Below are 26998 nucleotides of genomic sequence, written 5' to 3' on the forward strand. Positions count from 1 at the left end.
ATCGCGGCAGCGAACCGCTCGACAAGGTGCGCGATGCGCTGGAGGTTCGTCTTCGCGAACTCGACCGGCCGCTGGTTGTCTTCGTCGACGACATCGACCGGCTCGAGCCCGAGCAGATCAGGATGCTCCTCCGGCAGGTGAAGGCAAACGCCAACCTGCCCAACATCGTCTTTGTCCTCCTGTTCCAGCCCAGCATCATAGAGCGTGCGCTCGATCCGGTCGCAGACGGTGACGGTCGCGCTTTTCTCGAAAAGGTCGTGCAGGCTAGCTTCGACCTACCGGCGGTCCCGGTATCGATTGTGCATCATATATTCGGGGAAGAGCTCTCCGAGCTGGCGGGACCGTACGCAACGGAGGCGAATGGGTTCTCGCAGACGCGTTGGGGTAACGCGTTCGTCGGCTGCATCCAGCCGCTATTGCGCAACATGCGCGACGCGCGCCGATTGATCTCGTCCATCGCCGTGCACTTACCGTTGCATGCGGCCGGCGACGTATTTGAGGTGAATATTGTCGACTTCCTTCTTCTGGAGGCGCTCCGGGTCTTCGAACCGGACCTCCATGAGGCGCTGTTCCGAGAGAGGGAGCTGGTCCTCCAGGAGGGTCGGTTCCCGGGCTATGGTCGGCGGGATGAGGACAGGACAGCGGCCGAGCGACTTCTCGAGCTCGTGCCGGAGGAGCGCCGCGTCATCGCCCGGGACGCGCTCAAGGACCTCTTTCCGCCTCTCGAATGGGCATACGGGGGCACGAACTACGCAGAGGGCTCCCATCTCAAGTGGCTGACAGCCAAGCGGGTGTGCTCCCGGCGCTACTTCCCGCGTTACTTCGAACTCCAGACAGCGGCCGGCGAAATGTCGGAGCGTCGCTTCGTCGCGTTCCTCGACGCGACTGCGACGGAGGACGGGCTAGCTGCCGCGATCGCCGATGTCGAGACCGATGGCTTGCTGCCCTCGCTCGTCGCGAGGTTCGACGAGTCCGTCGACCGCCTTCCGGTCGAAAACGCCGCCGTGCTGCTTCCCGCGATGTTCGGGATCGCCCAGAAGCTCGCAGGCCTGCGCGCCGGCGACCCCTTCGATTCGCCCTGGCTTTCAGCATGGCGAGCGACAAGCTGGTTCCTAAAACGGGTGCCGGAAGGTATGCGAGGTGATCTGGCGCTTGAGGCGCTCCGCCAGACCAAGGCGCTGTCAATTGCTGCGATCTTGATTCATCTTAACGATCCCGCCGATCGGAAGGAGGGGGAGAACGACGCCTTCGATCCGGCGCTCGACACCGATACCGTCGAGGCAATGAAAGCCGAATGGCTGCGGTTGATGAGGAGCCGCGCCGCGGACGTCGACGTGCTGATCGCCGAACCGGATCTCATGTCCTATTTGTACCGATGGAGGGACTACGCTGGTTCATTGGACGAACCCCGCGAGTGGATGGTCGAGGCGATCCGGACCGACGAGGGCTTCGCAAGGATGGCCACACGCATGATGAACCGGGGCACGGTCCACGCGTGGGGTGACAGGGTCTCTGCACCGCACAACACATTCAACAAACAGACGATCGACGACTTCGTCGGCATTGACGTGGCCAAGGTCAGGTGCGACGCGATCGATCCCGCAGAATTCCCCGAGCACGAGGAGGCCCTGCGAACGCTGCGTCGCTCTGTTGATATGTGGCTTGGACTAAGAGAGCGCGACCCATTCGATTTCTAATCGGGTGGCCCATGTCTAGGCCGAGTTGACCAGAAAGGTGCTGTCATGCGCCAGAAAGCGGTCGTACTTATGGTCCCGTCGACCAATCGATGTTGAAACTCAAATGCTTCTCCTAAATGTCGAAGGGGCCATTGAATTCACTGGGCGGCCAGTGTCCGTATAGGACGGCCTTCAGCCAACCGATGTGGTCGATGGAACGGCCGTTGTACTTTGGAAGCAACCGCTGCAGTCGTGCCGGGGCAGATGTCGGCTTCGGGTCGATTGCGGACTGTGGAGGCTGTAGAAAAGAACGTTCCCGGCAAGCAATTTCTTTATGTCGATAAGTCAGAGGAGACGGAGCAGCAGTCGCTTCTGTATCGAACTGTGATCATGTTGTGAGTGATACCAATTCATTCGAACTGTTTCAAATGATCGTGTCCCGAGTCGATCAACGTCCGCGTCAGTTTGCTTTTCCTTCCGCATCTGCGCATGCAATGGCGCGGCCCGCGCAGGCAAAATTGCGTTCCTATGCCTAACGGCTAACGTTCGAGCAAGTCGCAAATATTGGGCGTTAGCGATGGTCTAATACGCAATGTCCAATGATGATCGCGCGTGCATCGCGCGCGCGAATGGGCACAACGTAACCGGTAAGCCCTATCGAAACATCGCTTTCATCGGGGCAAAAACAAAGGAGGAATCCCGACCATAAAAACGCCGCAGTAAACGAGCGCGGGCCGCAAGTGCTACCAACACTCACGACCCGCTAACCAAAGCCAACTACCAAGGAGTTGCCCATGGCTAAGCCGAATCATAAAGCACGACCACCGAAGACGGAGCGTTTCGTCACGATCCAGGAAATGTGGGGTACCCCGAAAACGGACGTCAAGCCGGAGAAGTTCTACCCGTACATGAAGATTGGTGGAATGTGGCTGATCGAAGATGCGTGTTTTGTACCCGGCCAGAAGGCACGGATTGATATTGAGCCTGGCAGGCTGATCATCACGAAACTGTAAAAGGCAACGCCGCAAGACGCGGCCGCGCTGCGCGATGTCGCGCAGCGCGCCGGGCAGGGTAGCCGCCATCGGCCGCCCCCAATGCATCACCAGGCAATATTGCACGACGACCGCGACGTTCCCGCGCCACCTGTAGCTGTGCAATGCGTGCCGGCGCCGTTGTCATAGAACGTCCGTGTCTCCGGTTGCGGCACTGACGGATCAAACGGATTCGGCGTACCGTGCGGCCCGCGCGCGGCATCGTAAGTCCGCGTTGGCGCATACGATCCGCCGCTGCCGACAGGTCGCGAACCATTCGCCCGCAGGTATTCGTCCCAGTTCTGCGCGCGCTGTTCATATTCGGGCAAAGCGCGCCCGAGGCTGTCGCTCCCGCCTGCGCCGAGCGCAACGCGATTCGCGGGCAATACGAAATCGGATTCGGGTACGGACGCAGTGTGCGATTCGAGCGTATCGCCTGACACACGCACCGGCCGCGTATCAGGCGTATCGAACGGGCTGCGTTCAGCCGGCGCAGCGTACTTTACGCGTCGGGTTGCGCGTGCCGAGCGCCCATCATCGCGAGCCACGGCCTGACGTTCCGAACGAAACACGTTGGCACCGCCCGAACGATCGACGAGCGAATCGCGGCCCGAGGCGTCGACGGTAGAAACAGAAAGCGCACAAGCAAGCGCGGCAGCGGAAGAAAGACGGAAGGGATGATTCATATGCGATCCGAAGCAGGTGATGTGCATTGAAAAAACGGCAGATCACTGGCTGGCGAGACTGAACGACGGACGGGCGTTGAAGCGGCCCTGAAGCGACGGCGAAGCGCGGCGGGCGCGGTTCGCGGGAAGGCTGGCTGGATTGCAGAGGCGAGTTCGCATTATTTCATAAAAATAACAACCAGCTTTCGTGAGTGCCGTAAACGTCAGCATATGGAAGGATTAACCGATCCACCCCGCCGCCCCGCGTTGGTGCGCGCCCACGCAATCCTCAGTCGATTGATTTAAAACACACCGACCCCTAAAAACAAAAAATCTCGCGATCCACGATCACAGATCGCCGCAAAGCCCCATCCATCAAGCTACAACCCCAAACCTCCACCCAAAATCGCAACCCAATTGCACCCACCGCAAACGTTCTCCGCCCGCCCGAGTTGCTCCCAAATCGCCACCTCTCCCCACCCAAGTTTCTCCGTGTTTTCCCTCATAGAAGCGGCATTTTTGACAGACGATTTAAAAACCCCCATATAATTTCGACTGCCTTGCCAACGGCTGTCGGACCATCCCTCCGAACGAGCAGTTGGCAAGCGGGGCAGGCGAAACGCTTGCGCAATGCAAGACGCATCACGATGTCTTTCCGAACCAGACGTCCCCCTTGGGGGACTGCAAGAGCCGGGCCCCGCTACGCAACATTCATCCGCAGGTCCGTCTTCATGTGTCTCGGGCGTGTCCCATGTCCTCGCCCCGGGTGCTGTTCGATTGCGCAAGTCATGCCGCCTTTGCCCGTATGACTAAACAACATCGAGGAGCTCCCAGATGACGCTGTCCCGTCTTACGTCCATTTCCGTCGCCGCCGTGCTGTTCGCCGCCGGCGCCGCCGCCGCGCAAGCGGAAACCGTGAAGATCGCCATCGCTGGTCCGATGAGCGGCTCGGTCGCCCAATACGGCGACATGGTGAAGGCCGGCGCGCTGACCGCGATCGAACAGATCAACGCGGCAGGCGGCGCGGGCGGCAACAAGTTCGAAGTCGTGCAGATGGACGACGCATGCGAACCGAAGCAGGCCGTCGCCGTCGCCAACAAGATCGTCAGCCAGAAGATCAAGTACGTGATCGGCCACGTGTGCTCGGGTTCGACGATCCCCGCCTCCGACATCTACGAGAACGAAGGCATCGTGATGGTCACGCCGTCGGCCACCGCGCCGCAGCTGACGGAAGGCAAGAAGCGCCACTTCATCTTCCGCACGATCGGCCGTGACGACCAGCAAGGCCCGGCCGCCGCGCACTACATCATCAACAACGTGAAGCCGAAGAAGGTCGCGATCCTGCACGACAAGCAATCGTACGGCCAGGGCATCGCGTCGTCGGTGAAGAAGGACCTCGAAGGCGCGAAGATCCCGGTCGTGCTGTTCGAAGGCATCAATGCCGGCGATTCGGACTACTCGGCGATCATCACGAAGCTGAAGTCGCAAGGCGTCGACTTCGTCTACTTCGGCGGCTACCACCCGGAAATGGGCCTGCTGATGCGCCAGGCGCGCGAGCAGGGCGTGAAGGCGACGTTCATGGGCCCTGAAGGCGTGGGCAACAAGGACGTGACGGCGATCGCCGGCCCGGCTTCGGAAGGCATGCTCGTCACGCTGCCGGCAGATTTCTCGGCCGACCCGGCCAACGCTGCGCTCGTGAAGGCGTTCGCGGACAAGAAGCGCGACCCGAACGGCCCGTTCCAGATGCCGTCGTACGCTGCGGTGAAGATCATCGCCGACGCGATCGCCGGCGCGAAGACGACCGACCCGACCAAGGTCGCCGCGTACATGCACAAGACGACGTTCGACACGCCGATCGGCAAGGTCGCGTATGACGCCCAGGGCGACCTGAAGGCGTTCAAGTTCGTCGTCTACACGTGGCACAAGGACGCGACGAAGACCGCCGCCAAGTAATCCGGCGTACCCGCCCGCGCGCCCGCCCTGTCCGAGACCCGGACGGGGCGGGCGTGCATTCGCGCCGCGCATGACCGCATTGCGCGGCCGACGGGCGGCCCGAGACGACACCGTGCGTTGCGCGCGGCCGACCGCCGTGATCCGGCGACGGCACGCGACCCAGCGCCAACGGGAGCTTCCCGCACATGACTGACTTCTTTCCTCAATTCGCCCAGCAGCTGGTCAACGGCCTGACGCTGGGTGCGATCTATGCGTTGATCGCCATCGGCTACTCGATGGTCTACGGCATCATCGGCATGATCAACTTCGCCCACGGCGAGATCTACATGATCGGCGCATACGTGGGCCTCGTGACCCTCACCGCCATCGGCATCTCCGCCGGTTATCCGCTGCCGCTCGTGCTCGGCGCCGCGCTGATCGTGTCGGTGCTCGTCACCGGCCTGTACGGCTTCGCGGTCGAGCGTGTCGCATATCGCCCGCTGCGCGGCGGCCCGCGCCTCGTGCCGCTGATCTCCGCGATCGGCATGTCGATCTTCCTGCAGAACTACGTGCAGATCGGCCAGGGCGCGCGCGACGTGTCGGTGCCGGTGCTGATCTCCGGCGCATTCGACATCCATCTCGGCGGCGATTACGACGTGACGATTCCGTATGCGCGTCTGCTGATCGTCTGCGTGACGGTCGTGCTGATGATCGCGCTCACGCTGTTCATCTCGCATTCGCGGATGGGCCGCGCGTGCCGCGCCTGCGCCGAAGACATGAAGATGGCGAACCTGCTCGGCATCGACACGAACCGCGTGATCTCGTTCACGTTCGTGCTCGGCGCGATGCTGGCGGCCGTCGGCGGCGTGCTGATCGGGCTGACGATCGGCAAGCTGAACCCGTACATCGGCTTCGTCGCGGGCATCAAGGCGTTCACCGCCGCGGTGCTGGGCGGGATCGGCAGCATCCCGGGCGCGATGCTCGGCGGCGTGCTGCTGGGCCTCGCCGAAACCTTCGCCGCAGGGTACATGCCGGCCGAGTACAAGGACGTGGTCGCGTTCGGCCTGCTCGTGCTGATCCTGCTCTTCCGCCCGACCGGCCTGCTCGGCAAGTCGGACATCGAAAAGGTCTGAGGGAGACGCAGATGAGTCAAGTCATTTCCGTTCGCCGCCCGGCCGCCGACGCGTCGGTCGGCCAGGCGCTGAAGAATGCCGCGGCCGCCGCGCTCCTGACGGCGATCCTCACGATCCCGGTGCTCGGCCTGCAGCTGAAGCTCGACGGCTATCAGGTGGTGCTCACGCCGCACTGGCGTCCGGTGTGGATCGCGGTCGCGGCCGTGTTCCTGTTCCAGTTGTTCAAGCCGTGGCTCGTGCGCGCGAAATCGGCGGTGAAGCTGCCGGCGATGCCCGCGATGGGCGCGCAGCAGCAGCGCGCGATCATCTGGGTGTTGCTCGCGGTCGGCCTCGTGTGGCCGTTCTTCGGTTCGCGCGGTGCGGTGGACGTCGCGACGCTCGCGCTGATCTACGTGATCCTCGGCCTCGGGCTGAACATCGTGGTCGGTTTCGCGGGCCTGCTGGATCTCGGTTATGTCGGGTTCTACGCGGTCGGCGGCTATACGTACGCGATGCTGAACCAGTATTTCGGGCTGTCGTTCTGGGAGTGCCTGCCGATCGCGGCGATCGCCGCAGCGACGTTCGGCTTCCTGCTCGGCTTCCCGGTGCTGCGTCTGCGCGGCGACTACCTCGCGATCGTCACGCTCGGCTTCGGCGAAATCATCCGCCTGCTCGCGAACAACCTGACGAGCCTCACCGGCGGCCCGGACGGCATCTCGAGCATTCCGAAGCCGACGGTGTTCGGCTTCGAGATGGCGCGCTCGGCGAGCGTCGAAGGCGCGAAGACCTTCCATGAACTGATCGGGCTGGAATACAGCGGCGAACACATGGTGATCTTCCTGTACCTGATCGCGCTGGTGCTGGTCGGCTTCACGCTGTTCGTGACGAGCCGCCTGATCCGCATGCCGATGGGCCGCGCGTGGGAAGCGCTGCGCGACGACGAGATCGCCTGCCGTTCGCTGGGTCTCAACCCGACGCGCATCAAGCTGTCGGCGTTCACGCTCGGCGCGGCGTTCGCGGGCATCGGCGGCGCGTTCTTCGCGGCGCGCCAGGGCCTCGTGAATCCTGAATCGTTCACCTTCATCGAGTCGGCGCTGATCCTCGCGATCGTCGTGCTCGGCGGGATGGGCTCGCAGCTCGGCGTGATTCTCGCGGCGATCCTGCTGACCGTGCTGCCGGAAGTCGCGCGCGGCTTCGCCGAGTACCGGATGCTGATCTTCGGTCTGGTGATGGTGTTGATGATGATGTGGCGTCCGCAGGGCCTGCTGCCCGCGAGCCGTCCCCACGTGGAGCTGCCGCAATGAGCGCGAATACGGAACTGTTGAAGGTCGCCGGGCTGCAGATGCGCTTCGGCGGATTGCTCGCGGTGGACGGCATCGATTTCGACGTGCGCCGCAACGAGGTGTTCGCGATCATCGGGCCGAACGGCGCGGGCAAGACCACGGTGTTCAACTGCGTCGGCGGCTTCTACAAGCCGACCGGCGGCGACGTCGTGCTCGACGGCCACGCGATCGCGGGGCTGCCGAGCCACCAGATCGCGTTGAAGGGCCTCGTGCGCACGTTCCAGAACATCCGCCTGTTCAAGTCGCTGACGGTGGTCGAGAACCTGCTCGTCGCGCAGCATCGCAAGGTGAAGTCGGGGCTGTTGCCGGGCCTGTTCTCGACGCCCGCGTATCGTCGCGCCGAGAAGGAAGCGCTCGAACGCGCGGCCGTGTGGCTCGATCGGATGGGGCTGAAGTCGGTCGCCAACCGGCAGGCGGGCACGCTGTCGTACGGGCACCAGCGGCGTCTGGAGATCGCGCGCTGCATGATCACCGAGCCGCGCCTGTTGATGCTGGACGAACCGGCGGCCGGTCTCAACCCGCAGGAAAAGATCGAGCTGCAGCACCTGATCGACAAGCTGCGCCACGAGTTCGGCGTATCGGTGCTGCTGATCGAACACGACATGAGCCTCGTGATGGGCGTGTCGGACCGCATCCTCGTGATGGAGCACGGCCGGCCGATCGTGATCGGCACGCCGGAAGCGGTCCGCAACGACCCGCGCGTGATCAAGGCGTATCTGGGGGAAGAGTGATGCTGAAGCTGGAACAGGTCCATACGCACTATGGCGCGGTCGAGGCGCTCGCGGGCGTGTCGATCGAGGTGAAGAAGGGCGAGATCGTCACGCTGATCGGCAGCAACGGCGCCGGCAAGACGACGCTGATGATGACCGTATGCGGCACGCCGCGCGCGTCGTCGGGCCGCGTGCTGTTCGAGGGCAACGACATCACTGCGATGTCGACGCACCAGATCATGCGGCAGGGGATGGCAATCTCGCCGGAAGGACGGCGCGTGTTCCCGAGCCTGACGGTGCTCGAGAACCTGAAGATGGGCGGGTTCTTCGCGAGCCGTCATGAGATCGACGATGGCATCGAGCACGTGTTCAAGCTGTTTCCGCGCCTGAAGGAACGCGCGGCGCAGCGGGCCGGCACGATGTCGGGCGGCGAGCAGCAGATGCTGGCGATCGGCCGGGCGCTGATGAGCAAGCCGCGCCTGCTGCTGCTCGACGAGCCGACGCTCGGCCTCGCACCGCTCGTGATCGCGCAGATCTTCGACATCATCCGGACGATTCGTGACGAGGGTGTCACGGTGTTCCTGGTCGAGCAGAACGCGAACAAGGCGCTGGGTGTGGCCGATCGCGGCTACGTGCTCGAAACGGGGCGCGTGGTGCTCGCCGACACGGGCGCGAACCTGCTCGCGAACGACCGCATCAAGCAGGCGTATCTCGGCGGTTGACGAGAGAAAGCCGCCGGCCTGCAATGGGCCGGCGGTCTACGGGAATTGTGTAGCCGATTCGGCTTCGATCGTAGCAAATTTGGCTACATGTGGACTCGGTGGTGAACGAGTGCTTTGTCAGTGCAACATCGTTGATGACCGACGTGAAGGCATGGCTAGTGGCGAACAAGCCCGAGCTACTGGAAATTCAATAGCAGTTGCCGTCAAATCGCATTCGTCTTCCTGGCGAATTCGATGAAGATCAAACGAACCGTCGCGAACGTCGACACGCTGATGTTCGACGACGCGAAACACCTCTATCAGCAGCGGTTCGGCCTCGACCTGCTGATGACTCTTCTACCCTAGCCGATCCTGAACGTGCTTTTCAGCACGTCGCGTAAATGCAGCGCGGCGCGATTGCTGTCGTCCGTGAGGATCGTGATCAGGTGCGGTGGCAGATCCGGCAGCGCGATCCCCGCGACGTTGCTCGTCAGGTTGCCGGACACGCGATCGTGCTCGATGATGCCGACCGCGAGGCCATTCGCGATGCACGCTTCAACCGCCGGCGAGCTCGCGCTCTCGAGCAGCATCCGGTGCGCGATCTTCGCCTTCTTCAGCGCGTTCAGCGCGGTGTCGCGGTACGGACATCCCTGCAGCTGCACGGCGATCGGCAGCGGCGCGTCGGGATTGAACTTGAAGGTGCGCGCGGCGACCCACACCGGATGGGTCTTGCTGAGCAGTTCCGCGTGCGGCAGCGCTTTCGGCACGACGGCAATCGTGATGTCGAGCTGGCCGCGGGAAAACAGCTGCTGCAGTTCCTCGCTGGAGCGCGCTTCGACGGTCAGTTCGAGCAACGGCCGGTCGGCGGCGAAGCGCGGCAGGAATTCCGCCATGAAATGCGCGGCATACGAATCGGGGATGCCGAGCCGCAACTTGCCGGTCAGGATCTGCGGCGACAGCGATTCGACCAGCCGGTCGTGGCTCGACAGGAACTCGGTGGTGTCGCCGAGCAGCTTGTGGCCGAACTGCGTGAGCTCGACGGCCTGGTTGTTTCGCGTAAACAGCCGCTGCGCGACCATCTCCTCGAGCTTCTGGATCTGTGCCGTGACCGACGACGGGCTGCGATTCACATACGCGGCCGCATCCTTGAAGCGGCCGAGCTTCGCGACGGCGTGGAAGGTACGCAGCAGGTCGACGTCCAGGGTGCGCGGCATGATTTTGATTTTCCGAATCAGTGATTCAGGTAATGTCGATTGACGGAATTATTGCGCCTCCCTATCCTCGGGTCAACAGGCGGACGACGGCAGGCATTCGATCGAGCGTGACACGTATCCCGGGGAACGATTCATGTCTATCAATGATTTTGTAGTGGATGCATTGGTGCGGGACAGGAAGCTGAAGGCGGAGTCGGTATGGACGGTCGAGAATCACGAGAAGTATTCGACGTTGCAGCGCACGGACGATGCCGCGCGGCAACGCGAGGCGGGGCGTGAAGTCTTCTCCTTGATGCGGAACCTGAACGAATTGGGGGTTCGGAGTCCTGCATTATGTGCGGATCGCAATGGAAAAGGATCGTTGCGGGAAGCGATCGGTGCGTTGAGCGAGCGTCTCGCCACGTTGTCGCGCGGCCGCCATGTTCACTACATCGAACTCGGGCCCGAGCCGGTCAAGACGACCGAACTGATGAAGGGCGTCAGCGGCGGCGGGCCGGACCATCTGCGGTACACGGCGGTCGACATCAACGAGTCGTCGGAACACGCGATGCGCGACGCGATCATGCCGTTCCTGAAGACGCCCGGCTGTTTCAACTACATCGCCGACGACTACCGGAACGTGCAGTGGAACCACATCGATCTGGGCCAGGACATGACCTTCATCACGATGCTCGGGTTCCAGGAAGGCAACGAGTTGCCGGTGACGATCGGCCGGCTGATCCGCAATCTCGGCGGCAAGTCGACCTACGTTGTGTCGGAGATGCAACTGTTCGTGGAAGGCCGCGAAGCGCACATCTATGACTTCTACCGCAACGAGAACATGGTGCGGTTTTCCGAAGTCGTCAGCCGGCAGCAGGGCTTCGAGCCGCACGGCGAGCATGACGTGTCGATCGTCCGGCTGAACCTGCTGGGCGATCAGTTCCACGTCGCGGTTACGCTGCAGCCGGTGTCGAAGGCCGGCGTCCACGGGCATCTGATCACCAACGTCTGCCTGAAATACACGCCCGAGCAATTCCGCCACGTGCGCAGCAGTCACGGCAACTGCCGGGTGATCGACGAGCTGCGCAGCGGGGACGGCAGCGTCGTGTACCAGATTGCGCAGTTCAAGGGCTAGCACCCCGGGGCCGCAACGACGAGAGCGAGGCACGCGATGAACAAGGGAAATGCACTGCCGGTGTTTGCGCGCGGGTTCGATCGGGTGAGGCTTGCGCTGCGGACCTCGCTGGCCGGCGACGCGAATGTCGTGGACGACACGGTTACCATTGCGGAACGGATGCGCTGGACGAGCGGCTTCCTGCGCGACGGCTATCAGGTGCGGTATCGCCGCAACCTCGACGATCTCGGCTATCGCGACGTGCCGATGCGCGGCACGCAGTCGAACGCGCTCAACGCGGTGTGCAGCCTGCGCGGGTTGTTCTCCGACGAAGCGGTTCACGCGTTGCGCGAGATCGGCCGCACGCTGGAACGCAGCGCGTCGCACAGCAACTGGATCATCTCGAAGCGGGTGCGTGCGGTGACGAACCGCTCGCGCTTCATCGACGCCATGATGCACGACCGCGCGTTCCTGCTGCGGCTGTCGCGTCTGGCCGGCGCGCCGTTGATCCCGTATCCGATGATCAATGCGCGCTCGCAGTTCAACTATTACTACCCGACGCGCGAGCGCGACGACAAGGAACAGGTCGGCATGTGGCACACCGACGGCACCAGTTTCGTGCTGAACATCGTGCTGTCGGATCGATCCGAATACGAGGGTGGAAACTTTCTGTTCTACGAATCGACTGCCGAGACGTTCGATCGGCACGATCGCGAACGCGCGCATGTGAAGACGGCGGATTTGAGCCAGGCGGGCGACGCGCTGCTGATCTACGGCAGCAAGCTGTTTCACGGCGTCGAACCGGTCGAGGCAGGGCGGCGCATGTCGCTGGTGCTGTCGTTTCATTGCCCGTATACACGCGAAGACGACAACGGCTTCTGGCATCTCGCTTCGGACGACGGCATCCCGCGCACGGTCGTCAACTGGCTGGCACTGCAACGCAGCCTTCGCGACGACGCGGCGATGCAGTACCTTCGCCTCGGTCTCGAACCGATCCGGTTCGAAGAGCTGGGCGACGCGCACACATCCACGGTCACGTTCTGAGGGGCGCAGTTCCGATGCAGCTTTTCCTGATCCAGCTCGTGTTCGTGTTGTCGTGGAGTTCCGGCTTCATCGGCGCCAAGCTCGGCGCGGAGACGGCCGGTGCGTTCAACCTGCTGTTCTGGCGTTTTCTGCTCGTCACGCTCTGTCTGGCGATCGTCCTCAACAGGCGGCTCGGGCGCCTGACGCTGGAGAAGATTCGCTATCACGCGGTGATCGGCTTTCTGTCGCAGTTCCTCTACCTGGCCTGCGTCTACGTCGCGATCCAGCATGGGCTGCCGCCGGGCATCGCGGCGATCGTCGCGGCGTTGCAGCCGCTCATCACGGCGGCGATGACGACGTTCGAAGGCAGCGAGCGCAGCGGCGCGCGCCAGTGGGCCGGGCTCGTGCTCGGATTCATCGGCGTCGGCATCGTGATCGGCGGGCAATACGCGCTGCCGACCGAATCGGTCGGCATCGTCATGTACCTGCTGCCGCTGGTGTCCGCGCTGGGGCTGTCGATCGCGACGATCTATCAGCGGCGGCGCGCGCTCACGACGGCGCGCAGCAACGAGGACGGGTTGTTTCTGCCGCTGTTCGTGCAGGGGTGCGTGAGCCTCGTGCTGTTCGCGGCATGCGGGCTCGTCACCGGCGATCTGCATGTGCCGACGCAGCCGAACGTCTGGTTGTCCGTCGTGTGGCTGACGGTGTTCTCGACGTTCATGGCTTACCTGACGTTATGGGCGCTGCTCAAGCGCATGCCCGCGACGCGCGTGGCGACGCTCGTCTATCTCGAACCGCCCGTGACGCTGACCTGGGCCGCGTGGATGTTCGGCGACCGGATTCCGGTGACGACCTATCTCGGCATCGTCGTCGTCGCGCTCGGCGTGTGGCTCGCCAGCAAGCACGGCGAACGGTTCGGCCGGACGCGGCGGCCAGGCATGGAAGCGGCCCGCGGCAGCGAGCCGGACGCCGGGTTCACGCGTGCAACGCCAGACCCTTCACGGCTTTATCCACGGCCTTCTTCGGCCCGTGCAATGCAAGGCCGACCAGATCGAGATTCGTCGCGTCCCCGGCGCGAAACACTTCGCGATTGGCCGCGTCGTGCCCGGTCGAGAACATCGCGCGCACGTACGGCACGATCCTGACTTCGCGCGACAGCGCGTGCCGATGCGCGGCCTGCAGGCCGTCGAGATCGGCCGCGAACACCAGCATCGGCTGGCCGAACATGCGGCCGTAGCGATTCCCGGCCGCATCCTCGTAAGGCTCGCCGAGCGCTTCGGGCGCGCCGGCCGCGACGCCCGTCGCGAGAAATGCGACCACGTTGAGTTTCTGCCACGCCGCGAGATCGTCGCGCACGATCAATGCCACTTTCGTATCGAACATGAGTGCTCCTCGTTGAAGCGCTCATGATCGGATAGCCGGCGCGATCAGTCTGGAACGTTTGTGCACATCCGCCGATAGGCGGCCGGCGTCATCCTATACGCACGCCGGAACCAGCGGCCGAGGTGACTCTGGTCGGCGAAGCCGACGTCCGCGGCGGCCTGCGCCGGCGTGCGGCCCGCCGCGAGCAGCCGGCGCGCCGCGCGCAGGCGCAGGCGAACCAGGTACGCGTGCGGCGACGTTCCGTACGCGCGCTGGAACAGCCGTGTGAGCCGGAAGCGATCGATGCCGGCCCGCTCGGCGAGTTCGTCGAGGCCGAGATTGCCGTCCAGATGCGCGTGCAGCAGGTCGCGCACGCGCACGATCGCCGGCGGCACGGTGCCCGTGCTCGCGTTGGCGCTTGCCGCGACCGACTCGCGCAACTGACCGCCGAGGCGCATGAGGAGACGGTCGAGCGTCTGGTCGCGCGCGAGCTTGCCTTCGTTGCCGTGGATCGCGAGAAACGCGTGGCGGATCGCGTCGACGAGGCGGCGATCGTCGACGAGCGTATGGCCGAACGCGGCTTCGACGCCGCTCAGGCCGGGAAGATCGATTCGGCGGGCCGCACGTTCGACCCACGCCTGTGGCAGGTACAGCATCGAGTAGGTGAAGCCGCCGGCTTCCGGCGCATGGCCGTCGTGCAGCGCGCCCGGTTCGATCAGGATCGCGCGGCCCGGCACGCTCGTGTGCAGCGACCGATGACACTGGAAACGCTGTACGCCTTGTTCCGTGAAGCCGATCAGCATGTCGTCGTGATCGTGCGGATCGTACGCATGCCCGCTGAAATGCGCGCGCAGGCTTTCGATCCCCGTTTCCGGATCGCGGCGCGCGACGAGCCAGTGTTCGTTCGTGCCGTTGTCGTTTGCCGCGCTTGCCATCGCTCGCCTCGCTGCCCGTCGTCGTTGCCTGCCGGATAGTGTACGCAGATCGTACGCGCTTCGCGCGGCAGCGACGGGCGGCGGGGTTACAGCACGCGTGCGATCGCCTGTTCCAGCAGCGACAGCCCGAGATCGATTTCCGCTTCGCTGACGGTCAGCGGCGGCGCGATCCGGAACACGCCGCCCATTCCGGGCAACTGCACGATGTTCATGCTGAGCCCGAGGTTCATGCATTCGCGCGTGATCTTCGCGCCAAGGCCGTCCGCCGGCTCCTTCGTCCGCCGGTCCTTGACGATCTCGACGCCGAGCAGCAGGCCGCGCCCGCGCACGTCGCCGATGCAGTCGAAGCGCTCCATCAGGTCGAGCAGCCCGCGCCGCAGCCGGTCGCCCATCACGTTCGCCCGCTGGACGAGGCCGTCGCGCTGCACCACGTCGAGCACGCGCAGGCCGACCGCTGCCGGCAGCGGGTCCGACACGTGGGTCGTGTAGAACAGGTAGCCGAGTTCGTGCGCGCGTTCCTCGATCCGCGCGGACGTGACGACCGCCGCGAGCGGCAGCCCCGCGCCGAGGGTTTTCGACAGCGTGAGGAGGTCGGGCGTCACGCCGTCGCGCTGGCACGCGAACATCGTGCCGGTGCGCCCGACGCCGGTTTGCGCTTCGTCGAGGATCAGCAGCATCCCGCGCTCCTCGCACTTGCGCTTGAGCGCCGCCATGTAGCCTTCGGGCAATTCGATGATGCCGCCCGAGCTGAGGATCGGCTCCGCGATGAACGCGGCGAGGTTGCCGCTCGACTGGCGATCGATCAGGTCGAATGCGTAGTCGAGTTCGGCGAGATAGTCGTAGGTGCCGTTGCGCTCGAAGCGCGGCCGGTACGCGAACGGCGCCGGAATCGCGAACGAGCCGACGGCGGCCGGGCCGACGCCCTTGCGGCCGGCGCTGTACGTGGCGGATGCCGCCGCGCCCGTCATCCCGTGCCACGACTGCGCGAAGCCGACGATCTCGTACTTGCCGGTGACGAGCTTCGCCATCCGGATCGCCGCTTCGTTCGATTCCGCGCCGGTGCTCAGCAGCAGCGCGCGATCGAGCCCGGGCGGCGTGAGGTCGGCGAGGCGCGTCGCGAGGTCGACGACGGGGCGCGACAGCATCCCGCTGAACAGGTGATCGAGCTTGCCCGCGTATTCGTTGATGACGGAGACGATCTCCGGATGGCTGTGCCCGAGCACCGCGCTCATCTGGCCCGACGTGAAATCGAGGATCGCGCGGCCGTCCGCGTCGTAGACGAAGCTGCCTTGCGCGCGCTCGATGATCATCGGCTCGAACGTGCCGCCGTAGCGGATCAGGTGCTGCCTGGCGTTGTGCCAGAAGGTTGCGTCGTCGTTCAGGGACATCGGGCTTCTCCGGACAAGGGCCAAGGATCGCTTGCAGTCTAGGCGCCGGTCTGGTTTTATGGAAACGAATAGTTCTTATGCAAGGTAGAAAAGGAGCTAATACCTTGGCACGTTCGCTCGAAATCGACCTGCTGCGCTCGTTCGTCGTCATCGCCGAAGTGCGCTCGCTCAGCCGCGCGGCGGCGCGGGTCGGCCGCACGCAGTCCGCGCTCAGCCAGCAGATGCGGCGGCTCGAGGAAAGCGTCGACCAGCCGCTGTTCCAGCGCACCGGGCGCGGCCTGCTGCTCACGCATCCCGGCGAGCGGCTGCTCGTGCATGCGCAGCGCATCCTGCGGCAGCACGACGAGGCGATGGCCGATCTGTGCGGCACCGGGTTGTCGGGCACGATCCGGTTCGGCTGCCCGGACGATTACGCGGGCGTGTTCCTGCCTTCGCTGCTGCGGCAGTTTTCGAGCCAGCATCCGCAGGCGATCGTCGAAGTCGTGTGCGGGCCGACGCCGCGCTTGCTCGAACAGCTCGACAAGCGGGCGGTCGATCTGGCGATGGTGTCCGTGCCGGACGATGGCTCGGACGGCGACTTCATCCGCCGCGAGCAACTGGTGTGGATCGGCTATCCGGGGCTCGATGCCGCGCGGTTCGATCCGTTGCCGCTCGCGCTGTCCGATCCCGATACGCTCGATCACATCGCGGCCTGTGAGGCGCTGCATCGCGCGGGCCGCGATTATCGCGTCGCGTATGCGAGCAGCAGCCTCGCGGGGCTGACCGCGCTGGTGCGTTCGGGGCAGGCGTTCGCGGTGATGACGCAGACGGCGGTGCCGGCGGATCTGGCCATCCTCGCCAGCGATCGCGGATTGCCGCCGCTGCCGGCGGTCGGCATTACGCTGCGGTTCGACCGGAAGCGGCCGTCGCATCTGACGGCGGCGTTCGCGGAGCATATTCGGGCGGTGTTGCCGGTGCTGTGAGGGCGGGGTAGGGCGTGTGGGTGATCGGTCGAGCGATGCGCCGTTTTCTGATGGAGAGGGGGAATGCTGATGCAGCAGTACCTGCGCCTTGTCTGATAGGGATCGGCACACGAAGCTACGCCACGACCTACGCTCGATCTTTTCAGGACTGGCCGATGCCGACCCATATCAGCCCTTCGGGCCAGCGGAGGATCAATGGCGGCTCAATGCCCCGTTGCGGTCATTTGTCGTCGTCCCGCGCGAATTCCAGATGCGTGCGACCGGTCATTGTGCAGGTCGATCACTGCGTGCGATCAGGTTTCCCTTCAGCGCTGCGCTCATCGGCATCTTGAGATTTGCGCCGCGCGGTGGAATCGGCGATTCGAACCACTTTGCGTACAGGCGCGCGAACTCACCGCTCTTCATCAGCCGGGTCAGCGTACCATCGACGAGCCGCTTGAACGCCGGATCATCCTTTCGCACCATACACGCGTACGGCTCGATCTGCAGCGCTTCGCCGACGACTTCCCACATATCCGGGTCGCTAGCATTCGCACGTAGCCCGTAAAGCAGAACGTCGTCGAGTGCGAGCGCCGCCGCTCTGTCGTCCGCAACCTCCTTCAGAGCTTCGGCATAATCCTTTGTCAGCACCACGTCCGCATCGACATGCTGCGCGTCGAGTTGGCGGCGTAAGGCCTTTTCATTGGTGCTCCCGCCGACGGTCGCGACGACCTTGTGTGCGAGATCAGCGTAATCACCGATGTGTGATTCACGTTTGGTCATGAGTCGCGTGCCTGCGTAGAAGTAGTTGGTCGAAAACGTGACCTCCTTGCCGCGCGCCGATGTATTTGTCGTCGATCCACACTCAAGGTCGATGGTGCCGTTGACGAGCAACGGAATCCGGTTTTGCCCGGTAACAGGCACGTAGACGGTATGTAGGTCCGGTTTTCGAAGCGCCTTTCGGACGTCATCGACAATTTCTTCAGTCACGTCCATCGAAAAGCCAACGGCCTTATGCGGCGTCAGCAGATAGCTGAAGGGCACCGCAGCTTCCCGATATGAAACGACGATCTGATTGGTTCGCGCAATCTTCTCCAACGTCTGCGCGTTCGCGGCCGTCAAGGCGGCATGACCTACAAATAATGCGGCGAGCGCGGCAAAGGATCGATGCATCATGATGCCCTCCCTGTTCACGACATATGAGCCCGGCGATACTTTCTTCGACTTGCGAGTCGGATTTGGTTCTGAATCGAACGCGCGCGCTGGAGATGGCCGACCACCGTGCCACACCACTGTAAGCCGAGTTGATCGCACTCCGTTGATCTAGGTCAACCGCATTGCCTCCTTTGACACATCGTTTTGGGATCAATATTTGGCCCAGCCATCCTGTCTCTCGGAAAGCGGAATTGCGCCGACCGCAAGCGTGAAATCCCGGCTAATGAGCACAAGTGATTGGTAAGGGAGCGTTCGACTTCCGTCTGCCAATGACCGTTGGCTTAGCGTTATTCGCCGAGCCACGCGCTTGGCAAATAACGCTTCATGACCGAGAGCGCCAATTCGATGAACGTCCCGGAAAACCGACGTTGAAATCCTCCACGTCAACTTTTCGGAGATTCGTTTGAACGCGAACTATTGGCGAAAAGCGCGCATTTGATTAGCTCCAGTTTGATGGATCCGATCTGTTGTCTTGCATTGCCCTTTGCGGTCTTGCTAGAGTGCAAGGGGTTCCCTGCTGGGAGACGGCCATGCATCTGAAAGTGTTTGCCGCGACATGCGGCGTGCTTTTCGCTTCGACGATCGCTATTGCGCAGGAGAAGCATATCGCCGCATTCGACGCACCAGCGAGCGGAAACAGGTACACGAAGCAGTACATCCTTGAAGTCGGCGATGTGCCTGAGCACAAGCTACGGCTATACGAGTTAGTGCGCAGTTACGGTCGCAAAGACCAGACAATTGAGGGCGTCGTTCTCAAAGAAGCCGTCATCCGCGCCACAAGCGACCTGACCGACCTGAATGGGCTTGGCCGCAGCTACGTCGAATACAGAATGGAGAACGGCGACAAGATTTTTGCTCGCGGATACTTCCTCAACCACAAGCTGCCAGGCAGCGACCGCCTGAAGAACCTCACAGAGTTGGATATCACGGGCGGCACCGGCAAGTTCCGCGGCATTCGTGGCATCGTCCGCGCGGAAACCGTTGCCGACTCCAAGGCCTTCAACCAGAACCGCACCGAATTCGAATATTGGTTCGAGAAGTAGCTACAACGATTGCTTCAAGTCTGCGAGCGCCTTGGCGAATCCGATGTCCCACATCGGGTTGGGCGCTTGAATTCGTTAGTTCGTAGATGCGGGAAGCGGCTGTGATCTCGTCCGTCAGGTTCCGGAGTAATGCAGCCATTCCAACGGCAACTTTCCCGACTCGACGAACGTCCGGAAGTGGCCGAACTGCGCCATACGATGCTGTCGCGCCGCTCCGGCGAGCCGGCGACGTCCGAGCGGCGCAGATCGACCCGAAGGAGACCTTCGATCTTCGCCAAAGCGGCCGTTCGCAATGCGCTAAGCTACCGGTAGCTAGTCCGCCCAGAGAAGAACGTGAACAAAGGGCCCGTTGGGATGTGCAATATCCCGGCGGAGGCGGCTACAACATTTATCCAGGAGGCAGACGTCGTGACAGGTGATCTGGTTCTATCTGCCAAGCGTGTTTGGTACTACTCGGAGTGCGATGAATCCGCATTCTTCGAGTGGCTCGATAAGCTGCCTTGTGTGAAGCGCTATGAAGGCGAGCTAGACGTATTGAGCATCTATGTCGATCAAGCGAAGGTCGATGAGAGTGCTTTGCGCGAGTTGCTTGCTCTGTTCCGGCGTTATGCGGTGGAGATGAAGCAGCTTCGAGTCTTCGACCGAAATGCATTCGCGTCCTGGTTCCGCGATCCACGGGCCTACTGGCATGCCGCGGTGTTTCAAGCCCAGTGACGGATCTCATCGCATGCATGCGGTGCTGCGGTGAACGGGACATCGACTACCCGCCGGGTATGACCGACGGTTGCAGACTCGAAACGGTCGCGGCCATGACAGGCTTCTCTGTCAGTGTGTTGATAAATGGAGCGTTCGCAATCGGGGTATCGGTTAGCTCCACGGTAAGCCAACGGGAAATTAATCTGTCTATTGGGAATTAATGGCGAAGGGGGATATGATGCTGAAAATTTTTCGCGACGCGTGGCCGGTGCCGCCGAAAATGTCAAGATCTCAGTACCAAAGATATCGCCTCTGGTGCCTTGTGTTTTTAACGGTATGGATTTCTTCTGGGGTGGTTTTGTGCTTAATATGGGGGCACCTTAATTTCATCTTGAGAGGTGTCCTGGCGCTCGTCGGAGCAGGGTTTACTCCCGACATGGGTATGGTTGAGCAGTTGTTTGTGTCGTATGAAAAATATGAAAAAGAGGGAGGCTGGTAAATAACCGGAAAATTGACAAGGTTATTGAGGGTGATGAGGTGTGGAACCCGGACTGACACAGAACCTTCCCGATCCTGCGCTGATTGTCAAAGATTTGAACATCGATGTCGGACGGCCGAAACTGGCCGACTGCCGCCCGACGTGCTCGGCCGTAGCCGACCCGAAGCTGACGGTCGCCCTTGCGTGAAGCGGTCATTCAGTTCGTCGGTGCTGGAATGCAGCAAGGTTTCTAGCCTACGCTGACCTCTTCGTCTTCGCTGACTCCTGGCGAGTCAATTATGTTTCGAAGGTACTCAACAGAGATAAATCTATCGAAATTCACACCTTACAAGCTAAGCAGCGATCCGTAAAAGTGAACAGTATTTCCACCTGATCGCTTTCTGGAAGTTTAGATAAAACGAGATGGCCCCGCCTTCCTGTCGACGCCATATATGTATCGAATTCCACTGAGGCATTTGTCCAGCTCACGTTAGAGATTTGATACGGCTCACCATCGAGGAAATCTCGGCCAGATACGGTAAGGCCATCTGCAGTAGCACTTACCGTATATTGCGATCGCCCATCATCCTCATCTGCGCGCCAAGTACCAATCAACTGATGACTGGAAAGCAAAGATGTAACTTTTCCCACAATTGCCTCCTACGTCAAACTGAGGCGGTCCACGGGCAATTGTCAACGATCCCAAGGGCGATGTCGACCGACCGCTTGTGGCCGACTGCCGCCCGACGCGGTCGGCCGTAGCCGACCCATTTTCGTCATCCGTGGTTGACATGCCGCTGTCCGCTTCTTGCTCGATTGACCGATGCCAGTGATCGTTGAGCCATCACCAGATGGTGGCGGGGCATGTCGTCCTAATAGACGAGGTAAATTCGACCCGACGAAAGATCGGAAACGCAAGCACGGCCTTGCGAATCCAAAGAAACTCCAGTCGGACTCCCGAGATCCGTTGCCACTACCGACTGCTGAAAGCCGACTGGAGAACGAGTCAGTTTAAGCAACTGTCCTGCACCGAACATCGCGACATATATCGTTCCATCGGCTGATATAGACAAGTCGCCGACCGGTCCTTCGACGGCGAGTTCGATCGTATCGATCAAGCGTCCATCCTGTTCATATACGTCGATGCTTCGCGCGCGGTGCGGAGCTACGTACAAGTGACCGTCGGGACCGATACCAATAACGTGTGCGCTCCCACGCAGGCTGAATGTCGTTTCCACCCCGTCCGGGTGAACGTGTAGCACGCATCCGCCTTTCGACTGCATGACGGTAACAAAGAGGTCGCCGGAATTCGTTGTGACCATGCCCTTCTTTGTGCCTTCTACGCTCCGACCAATTTCATTACCAGCACCGAAGCGGGCACCGTCACGACGAAAGTAGAATGCCGCACCCTGATGTATATTATTCGCATAAATTCCACCATTTTTGTCGATTGCGATGCAATCGACGCCGAAGGGAGCTAGGTCGGGTTTGGGAATCCGCAATACTGTCTCAACTCCACCGTTACGCTTCAGCTTGAAAATAGAACTAGATTGATCACAGAAGTACAAGTCGTCGGCGCTATCGAAGCGGATGCTTTGCGGTCGATATAAACTTTCGAAATAGATAGATTTATCACCATGGACATGATCCTCGACTCTCACGTCAATGGAACTCTTGAATCCGTGTTGAATATAATCCACTCGTGTTTTCCCCAAGGATTTCGCCCGGAGTATTCCTCCGCCGACATGTGCAACTTGCTCGTCCTGGCTATTCCACACGCCGCCGCTGGTAGATACATTCCGCCGGATCGAGCCGTCAGTTTCGACAACTTGCGCACTCAAAGTTCGGATTTCGCCAACGGATAACGAAACGACGTTTGGAAACAGGCCAAGATTACTCACGACCCCCTTCCCTCGTTCTCCCAGAATATTCGGCGCGGCAAGCACGGAGCTATCCCACGCGGGAAGAATTTCTCCATTAGCCGAACGGAACCAAGTCTTTCCTATGGCCGGTCGATCGAATTCAAATGGACCGTGAGAGACGTATTGCCCTTTTTTGTATGTACCTCGCGTTGGTTGAATACGAAGGAACACCTTACCCCCTTCATTTGCTTCGACCATAAACCCGGTGCAATCAAGTCGTCGCAACTTCCCGCCGACATCCTCATATAAAGGGATGTTTGCATCAATGACCTCGTAGATATTGTCCGCGCCTGTACCGATGGGACGCCCATCGACATGCACTGAATGGACTTTGTCCGCACCTGAAAACACGTCAAGTTCTCCTGCGAAACCGGGGCTAAGCTCGAATTCCGCCAGATCAGCTCGCTGAAGTGTTGCGCGAAATGACTGTCCCGATCCAACAACCTTGTCTATTCGGGTTAGTTGAGCGCCATGGAACCCCACCGTCATGCGATCGGAAAGCGCAACAACTTCGACACTAGCGATATTCGGCAGCAACGCCTTATCGCGATCGAGAAGGCGCAACAAGAAACCCGCGAATTGGAGAAAGGAATTGCACTCGTCAATTGAACCGCATGGGAGAGCTGGCACGGCCTTGTGTGCTCTGTCGTTGCGGACGAATCCAAACGCGCCCGAGAATATCGATTTAACCCATTCGACATCACGAGAACCACCGATCTGAATCTTGGGTGCGGGGCCATCGAACGCCTCATTCAGCAGGGCTTGGCCGATGCTAGTAGAGCCAATACGGCCTTGGATTTCACTTTCGACGTAACGTAGCGCAGCTAGGATCGCATCGTCGAATTTCCCAGATTCCGCGATATCTTTCGCTTGCTCCTGAATTGCCGGGTGTACTGTCTGCCACACATTGCTCCAATCAATCGCGTCCATATTGTCATCCTTCGCTTGTCGTCACGTTTGAGAAGCATATTCTCACAGACGGACAAGGGTCGAGCTCGCCGAAAGAATTTTTCCAACTGATGCGTAAATCGGACGGAAGGGGGGGATCACGTGCAGACTTCGGGCGACGAATGATGCAGTTACTAGAACTTGACGACCTCTGTTCATTTCCCTGAAAGCAGACATCCGGGGAATTGGTTCGAACGACTACTTCTGGCCGGAAGTCGCCGGTCGGCGCCCGGTGCGGCCCGACAGGCGACTTCCGACCCGTTGCGGACTTGACGTCTTGGCAAAGCGGACGTTTACCGTGGAATGAGCGGGGCCGTGACCTAGGTGTAAATCTGGGTGGTCGAGATGCATCATGGGGGCGTCAAAAGCCCCGTGGCTGTCTGGATTTCCAGCCTGTCATCGGCGGGGTCGTCATCAAGAAAACATCGTGCGGAGGGCTCTCCGATCTAATGAACTCGGCTGCCCTTTGGTTATTGCGTTCCGCAGCCTCCAGATCAATAGGAGGATCAGCACCATCCCAAATGCAATCGACCCTCGCTTCGAATCCAGGGAAATGCCATATGCCGCCTTCGATTCGAGCGACAACCAAGCCGTGTTGGGCCGCCCGCTCACAAACTGCAATTGCCGCGTCGGTAGAAAGCTTCATCACAATGCTTCCATCGAGGAAAAAAAAGTCATCCGACGAATCGTAGACGCGAGAACGATCGATGTTCATTGGGTGGTTTCAACACAATCCGACTGCCAGAAGTTCATTTTAGATCGTCCTTTGCGATTGCGGACGACGCCAATGGCCGCTTTGTGTAACGGTTGTCGACTAGTCCGCTCCTGGCCGACAGCCGCCGGCCGTGATCTCCAACAACCGGCCGGATGGCGAACTTCGAGCCGTCCCGTTCAGGCCGCTGGTAAACTCGGGCAGGCAAAGCAACTTTTCCCGGTCACATGAGTACCCAACCCACCGCAGCACCTGCACCCGTCACTCCAATGATGCAGCAGTACCTGCGCGTTATCTGACAGGGCCCGGCTAGAAAAGCTACGCCCAAAGCTACGCGTATTCCTTGGGAATTGAGACTCTTGATCTATTACGGCCCGTCTGTCCCCGTGTACGACTTCGACCAGGCCGAAAAAGAGCGATCTCAACCGAGATAACGGATTACAAGTGAAAACAAGGACAAATACGCGGATGTCCATCATCGTCTGGACAACTCTAGTTCTGGCGGGGAGTGTCATCGTCTGGATCGGAAACGCGACTGCGTCGCGAGTCTATTTCGTGATAGTAGAGCGGTCATGGTCCTCGACCGACGCGACCGTTCTATCATCGGAAACAATTTCTCGATCCCAGAAGAGCGGGAGGATCTGGACACCGTCGTGGACATACTCGTATATCGTGCACGGTCGTCGATATGTGAGTCAAAGTAGCAGCACCATTTACGGTTACAACGCGACATGGTACGGATCGCAAGAACTTGCCAAGCGAGCTGCGCTATCCCGCCCCGCCGGCTATACGCTGCCAGCTTACTTCGACCCGGCCGATGCCAGTCACTCGGTCTTGGACCGAGCAACGTGGCGAGGAGAGGACTGGATCACGCTGGTTCTTCTTCTGCTGCTGCTCGCTTCAGTTGCGAAGGGGCTTCAAAGCTTCAGGCGGGCCGATTCGAAGAGGGACGGGTAGACTACGCGCAACCGGTTTAGGGGCAGTCATCGTCGATCAAGGCGGAGCTCACGCCACACTTGCATTCCCCGATACCAACCGACAATGGGTATCAGTGTCGCCGCGCCGAAAGTTAAAATCATTGAAACGGCAAGTAGATGCTCGCCCGCAACCGGCCTGAAAACAAACCCTAAAACGACGACGGACACGAAAAGCGCACCAAACAAAATGGCGGCAAATCGCAGAGATGCTATTGAGGCAACGCCCTCAATGCGCCCGCTCTGATGGTCGCACCAACCCTCCAATGTTTGCCAATCGTTCGGATCCCGGAGTACTGCGGTTACGATCATTCCGCTCTCAACTCGAACAGTTCCGAGAATCTGCACAGCGTATTGTCGCCGACCGTCTATGGTGGCATTGAATGTCGTATTCGTCCCGAACCTTGTTCGGGTCGTTGCCGCGCCCGACACATCATCGATTGCCGCTGTAACTCGGTAGAGCTTCACTTTTCTCACGTCCCAGTCATCCATCGACACTGATTGTCGACGATTCAGGCAATCGCGTCGAGCGACTCTTCCTGGCCGAACTCGGCCGGCCGCCACCCGGCGCCCGCGACCGACGCAGATCGACCCTAAGCGGTCTGACACATTTCCCGAAAACGGTCATTCGATCTACCACATGCCCTCTGGGGGACACCCAGTAATACGGTCGGCATGATGCCGGGTTGCCATCCTGCGCGGAGCCTCATTTTTTATGCATGGATGTTCGTAGGCTTATTTCATGGCCGCTGCTCTAATATCTTGACAAAGGTTCTTTAGATTTCCAGGACATTGGTTGCTCGCATTTCTGGCGATCCGCTGCAATCGGTCTGCAGGCACATTTTCGTCAATATGCCGGATAATGAATTTACGGAAAGCTGGATCTGACGCGATCATGGGTTCAATCTGTCGAATAGTTTCCCAGTGATCGGCGAGCAAAAGAGTAATTGACTCGCTGAAACCTTCCGCAACGGCTCCATCGTCACAATGCGCATATTGTACAAATTGTAGATGCAACTGCTTCCACGACCTACCAACTGCAGCTACAGCTTCTGCCTTCTGAGCCTCCGCTGCTGTACAAACTCGTGTGTCACCTAGGGCCGTTGACGAGCAGAAAATGGCGACAAGCCATAGCCAAAAGTAGCGACCTATTTTTTGGAATGAGTCGACGATCATTTTCCTTATTATGAACGTGGATGCAAAGGGCGTAGGCGTCATTTCCCACCAAGCCGTCTTGAGATCACGAACACCTCGACATCTGACATAGAGCATTCTTCCCTCGATGCATCGCTTGCAGTGATGACCTCTATCGTCTCACCACTTTTTTCAGTGAAGACGACGTGATGAACTTGACGGTACAAGTCATTTCCAATTCGTTCCGATGCGAGTCGAACCGTCTTGGTCTTGTTGAAGTCGAGTTTGTCGTTGTCGGTTAGCCCTGCGTTCTTAAGCTTTACGAATGCCATACTGGTAGGCCAACGATCAAGCCCCGCGCAGTCCGGGTCCGCGGCCAGCGCATGGACGCCCGGGAAGGCACATGCCGCAGCAACGATGAAGGAGGGAATGCGGTTGCTCATTAACGCCTCACGTTGTAGTTACCGAGGATACAAAATCCTACCCTCAGGCAGGATGTCTTCTGTGAATGTGCGCACCGATCTTTGTAACGTCGGCTATCTCTCGGAGAGAGCCGGTAAGACGAGGCGATATTACCTTAAGGTCGTATTCGTAAATCACGAACGTTCGCAGGTTGGGACCGGCGCAGCTCTCATTGTCGGTGATTTACGTGGCTGCCCCGAATGTCCGAAAGTGGCCGGACTGCGACGGCGGCAATACATCGAAAAATGTTTTCAGTTGCGTTTCTGAACGACGCACCCCCAACCATCG

The 26998-nt window shown here is 60.7% G+C and carries 24 protein-coding genes and 1 pseudogene; 14 read left to right on the top strand and 11 right to left on the bottom strand.

The window, feature by feature from the left end; translation table 11 throughout:
- Nucleotides 1-26: 26 nt before the first annotated feature.
- Both DIE12_RS31095 and DIE12_RS31100 read left to right on the top strand, forming a co-directional pair.
- Nucleotides 27-1697: a P-loop NTPase fold protein gene (locus DIE12_RS31095; RefSeq protein ID WP_221621955.1), complete on the top strand. Its 1671-nt coding sequence runs from the start codon at nucleotides 27-29 to the stop codon at nucleotides 1695-1697.
- A gap of 773 nt (nucleotides 1698-2470) precedes the next feature.
- On the top strand, nucleotides 2471-2689 hold the full coding sequence (locus tag DIE12_RS31100; RefSeq protein ID WP_124523210.1) for a hypothetical protein: 219 nt from the start codon (nucleotides 2471-2473) through the stop codon (nucleotides 2687-2689).
- 86 nt (nucleotides 2690-2775) lie between these two features.
- On the opposite strand, the gene DIE12_RS31105 is transcribed toward DIE12_RS31100, so the two are convergent.
- Complete coding sequence (locus DIE12_RS31105; RefSeq protein WP_260426269.1) at nucleotides 2776-3393, bottom strand: hypothetical protein; 618 nt, start codon at nucleotides 3391-3393, stop codon at nucleotides 2776-2778.
- A gap of 813 nt (nucleotides 3394-4206) precedes the next feature.
- Here DIE12_RS31105 and DIE12_RS31110 point away from each other — a divergent pair.
- The 5 genes from DIE12_RS31110 to DIE12_RS31130 all read left to right on the top strand — a co-directional run bounded on the left by DIE12_RS31110 (nucleotide 4207) and on the right by DIE12_RS31130 (nucleotide 9191).
- Nucleotides 4207-5325: a branched-chain amino acid ABC transporter substrate-binding protein gene (locus DIE12_RS31110; RefSeq protein ID WP_044846845.1), complete on the top strand. Its 1119-nt coding sequence runs from the start codon at nucleotides 4207-4209 to the stop codon at nucleotides 5323-5325.
- A 185-nt stretch (nucleotides 5326-5510) separates the two neighbouring features.
- Entirely contained in the window at nucleotides 5511-6437 is a 927-nt protein-coding gene (gene livH / locus DIE12_RS31115; RefSeq protein ID WP_044846846.1) for a high-affinity branched-chain amino acid ABC transporter permease LivH, read from the top strand.
- Between the two features lie 11 nt (nucleotides 6438-6448).
- A complete protein-coding gene (locus DIE12_RS31120) occupies nucleotides 6449-7720 on the top strand; it encodes a high-affinity branched-chain amino acid ABC transporter permease LivM (RefSeq protein WP_044846847.1) in 1272 nt (423 codons plus the stop codon).
- Nucleotides 7717-8490: a high-affinity branched-chain amino acid ABC transporter ATP-binding protein LivG gene (livG, locus tag DIE12_RS31125; RefSeq protein ID WP_044846848.1), complete on the top strand. Its 774-nt coding sequence runs from the start codon at nucleotides 7717-7719 to the stop codon at nucleotides 8488-8490. The genes DIE12_RS31120 and livG overlap by 4 nt, the downstream gene beginning before the upstream one ends.
- Nucleotides 8490-9191 carry an ABC transporter ATP-binding protein gene (locus DIE12_RS31130; RefSeq protein WP_044846849.1) on the top strand — a complete coding sequence of 234 codons (702 nt, stop codon included), beginning with the start codon at nucleotides 8490-8492 and terminating at the stop codon, nucleotides 9189-9191. Before livG ends, DIE12_RS31130 begins: the two co-directional genes overlap by 1 nt.
- 341 nt (nucleotides 9192-9532) lie before the next feature.
- On the opposite strand, the gene DIE12_RS31140 is transcribed toward DIE12_RS31130, so the two are convergent.
- The gene (locus DIE12_RS31140) at nucleotides 9533-10384 is read right to left on the bottom strand and encodes a LysR substrate-binding domain-containing protein (RefSeq protein WP_044846850.1); all 852 of its coding nucleotides are present in this window, start codon (nucleotides 10382-10384) and stop codon (nucleotides 9533-9535) included.
- Between the two features lie 133 nt (nucleotides 10385-10517).
- Here DIE12_RS31140 and DIE12_RS31145 point away from each other — a divergent pair, with 133 nt between their 5' ends.
- The 3 genes and pseudogenes from DIE12_RS31145 to DIE12_RS31155 form a co-directional block, all read left to right on the top strand.
- A complete protein-coding gene (locus DIE12_RS31145) occupies nucleotides 10518-11498 on the top strand; it encodes a hypothetical protein (RefSeq protein ID WP_044846851.1) in 981 nt (326 codons plus the stop codon).
- Nucleotides 11499-11534: 36 nt separating this feature from the next.
- The gene (locus tag DIE12_RS31150; protein ID WP_124523214.1) at nucleotides 11535-12521 is read left to right on the top strand and encodes a 2OG-Fe(II) oxygenase; all 987 of its coding nucleotides are present in this window, start codon (nucleotides 11535-11537) and stop codon (nucleotides 12519-12521) included.
- 14 nt (nucleotides 12522-12535) lie between these two features.
- A pseudogene (locus DIE12_RS31155) lies at nucleotides 12536-13339 on the top strand (DMT family transporter); the annotation flags it as partial.
- A gap of 136 nt (nucleotides 13340-13475) precedes the next feature.
- On the opposite strand, the gene DIE12_RS31160 reads toward DIE12_RS31155, so the two are convergent.
- The 3 genes from DIE12_RS31160 to DIE12_RS31170 all read right to left on the bottom strand — a co-directional run bounded on the left by DIE12_RS31160 (nucleotide 13476) and on the right by DIE12_RS31170 (nucleotide 16185).
- Nucleotides 13476-13883: a DUF2000 family protein gene (locus DIE12_RS31160; RefSeq protein ID WP_124485251.1), complete on the bottom strand. Its 408-nt coding sequence runs from the start codon at nucleotides 13881-13883 to the stop codon at nucleotides 13476-13478.
- 44 nt (nucleotides 13884-13927) lie between these two features.
- Entirely contained in the window at nucleotides 13928-14797 is an 870-nt protein-coding gene (locus DIE12_RS31165; RefSeq protein WP_124523216.1) for an AraC family transcriptional regulator, read from the bottom strand.
- 86 nt (nucleotides 14798-14883) lie between these two features.
- Complete coding sequence (locus DIE12_RS31170) at nucleotides 14884-16185, bottom strand: aspartate aminotransferase family protein (RefSeq protein ID WP_124523218.1); 1302 nt, start codon at nucleotides 16183-16185, stop codon at nucleotides 14884-14886.
- A gap of 77 nt (nucleotides 16186-16262) precedes the next feature.
- Between DIE12_RS31170 and DIE12_RS31175 the strand changes: the two genes are divergently transcribed.
- Nucleotides 16263-17147, top strand: coding sequence for a LysR family transcriptional regulator (locus DIE12_RS31175; protein ID WP_185500408.1), 885 nt, complete (start codon nucleotides 16263-16265; stop codon nucleotides 17145-17147).
- Between the two features lie 264 nt (nucleotides 17148-17411).
- Here DIE12_RS31175 and DIE12_RS31180 read toward each other — a convergent pair whose 3' ends face one another.
- Entirely contained in the window at nucleotides 17412-18302 is an 891-nt protein-coding gene (locus DIE12_RS31180) for an amino acid ABC transporter substrate-binding protein (RefSeq protein WP_124523222.1), read from the bottom strand.
- A 569-nt stretch (nucleotides 18303-18871) separates the two neighbouring features.
- On the opposite strand from DIE12_RS31180, the gene DIE12_RS31185 reads away from it, so the two are divergent.
- Nucleotides 18872-19384 carry a hypothetical protein gene (locus tag DIE12_RS31185; RefSeq protein ID WP_124523224.1) on the top strand — a complete coding sequence of 171 codons (513 nt, stop codon included), beginning with the start codon at nucleotides 18872-18874 and terminating at the stop codon, nucleotides 19382-19384.
- Nucleotides 19385-19717: 333 nt separating this feature from the next.
- Complete coding sequence (locus DIE12_RS31190; RefSeq protein WP_221621954.1) at nucleotides 19718-20098, top strand: hypothetical protein; 381 nt, start codon at nucleotides 19718-19720, stop codon at nucleotides 20096-20098.
- Between the two features lie 1332 nt (nucleotides 20099-21430).
- Here the strand turns inward: DIE12_RS31190 and DIE12_RS31195 are convergent.
- Together DIE12_RS31195 and DIE12_RS31200 are read right to left on the bottom strand one after the other, a co-directional pair.
- On the bottom strand, nucleotides 21431-23410 hold the full coding sequence (locus DIE12_RS31195; RefSeq protein WP_124523226.1) for a TIGR02391 family protein: 1980 nt from the start codon (nucleotides 23408-23410) through the stop codon (nucleotides 21431-21433).
- Nucleotides 23411-23789: 379 nt separating this feature from the next.
- Complete coding sequence (locus DIE12_RS31200) at nucleotides 23790-24143, bottom strand: colicin immunity protein (protein ID WP_124523228.1); 354 nt, start codon at nucleotides 24141-24143, stop codon at nucleotides 23790-23792.
- Nucleotides 24144-24608: 465 nt separating this feature from the next.
- Here DIE12_RS31200 and DIE12_RS39115 point away from each other — a divergent pair, with 465 nt between their 5' ends.
- Entirely contained in the window at nucleotides 24609-25097 is a 489-nt protein-coding gene (locus tag DIE12_RS39115; RefSeq protein WP_081058047.1) for a DUF3592 domain-containing protein, read from the top strand.
- Between the two features lie 26 nt (nucleotides 25098-25123).
- Here the strand turns inward: DIE12_RS39115 and DIE12_RS31210 are convergent, their stop codons facing one another.
- From DIE12_RS31210 to DIE12_RS31220, 3 genes are all read right to left on the bottom strand, one after another.
- Nucleotides 25124-25606, bottom strand: a complete 483-nt coding sequence (locus tag DIE12_RS31210) for a hypothetical protein (protein ID WP_124523230.1) — start codon at nucleotides 25604-25606, stop codon at nucleotides 25124-25126.
- Between the two features lie 243 nt (nucleotides 25607-25849).
- Nucleotides 25850-26290, bottom strand: a complete 441-nt coding sequence (locus DIE12_RS31215) for a hypothetical protein (protein WP_124523232.1) — start codon at nucleotides 26288-26290, stop codon at nucleotides 25850-25852.
- A gap of 38 nt (nucleotides 26291-26328) precedes the next feature.
- Nucleotides 26329-26691 carry a hypothetical protein gene (locus DIE12_RS31220; RefSeq protein ID WP_124523234.1) on the bottom strand — a complete coding sequence of 121 codons (363 nt, stop codon included), beginning with the start codon at nucleotides 26689-26691 and terminating at the stop codon, nucleotides 26329-26331.
- Between the last annotated feature and the right edge of the window lie 307 nt (nucleotides 26692-26998).

The sequence above is a fragment of the Burkholderia sp. Bp9015 genome (assembly GCF_003853505.1).
Lineage (GTDB): Bacteria > Pseudomonadota > Gammaproteobacteria > Burkholderiales > Burkholderiaceae > Burkholderia.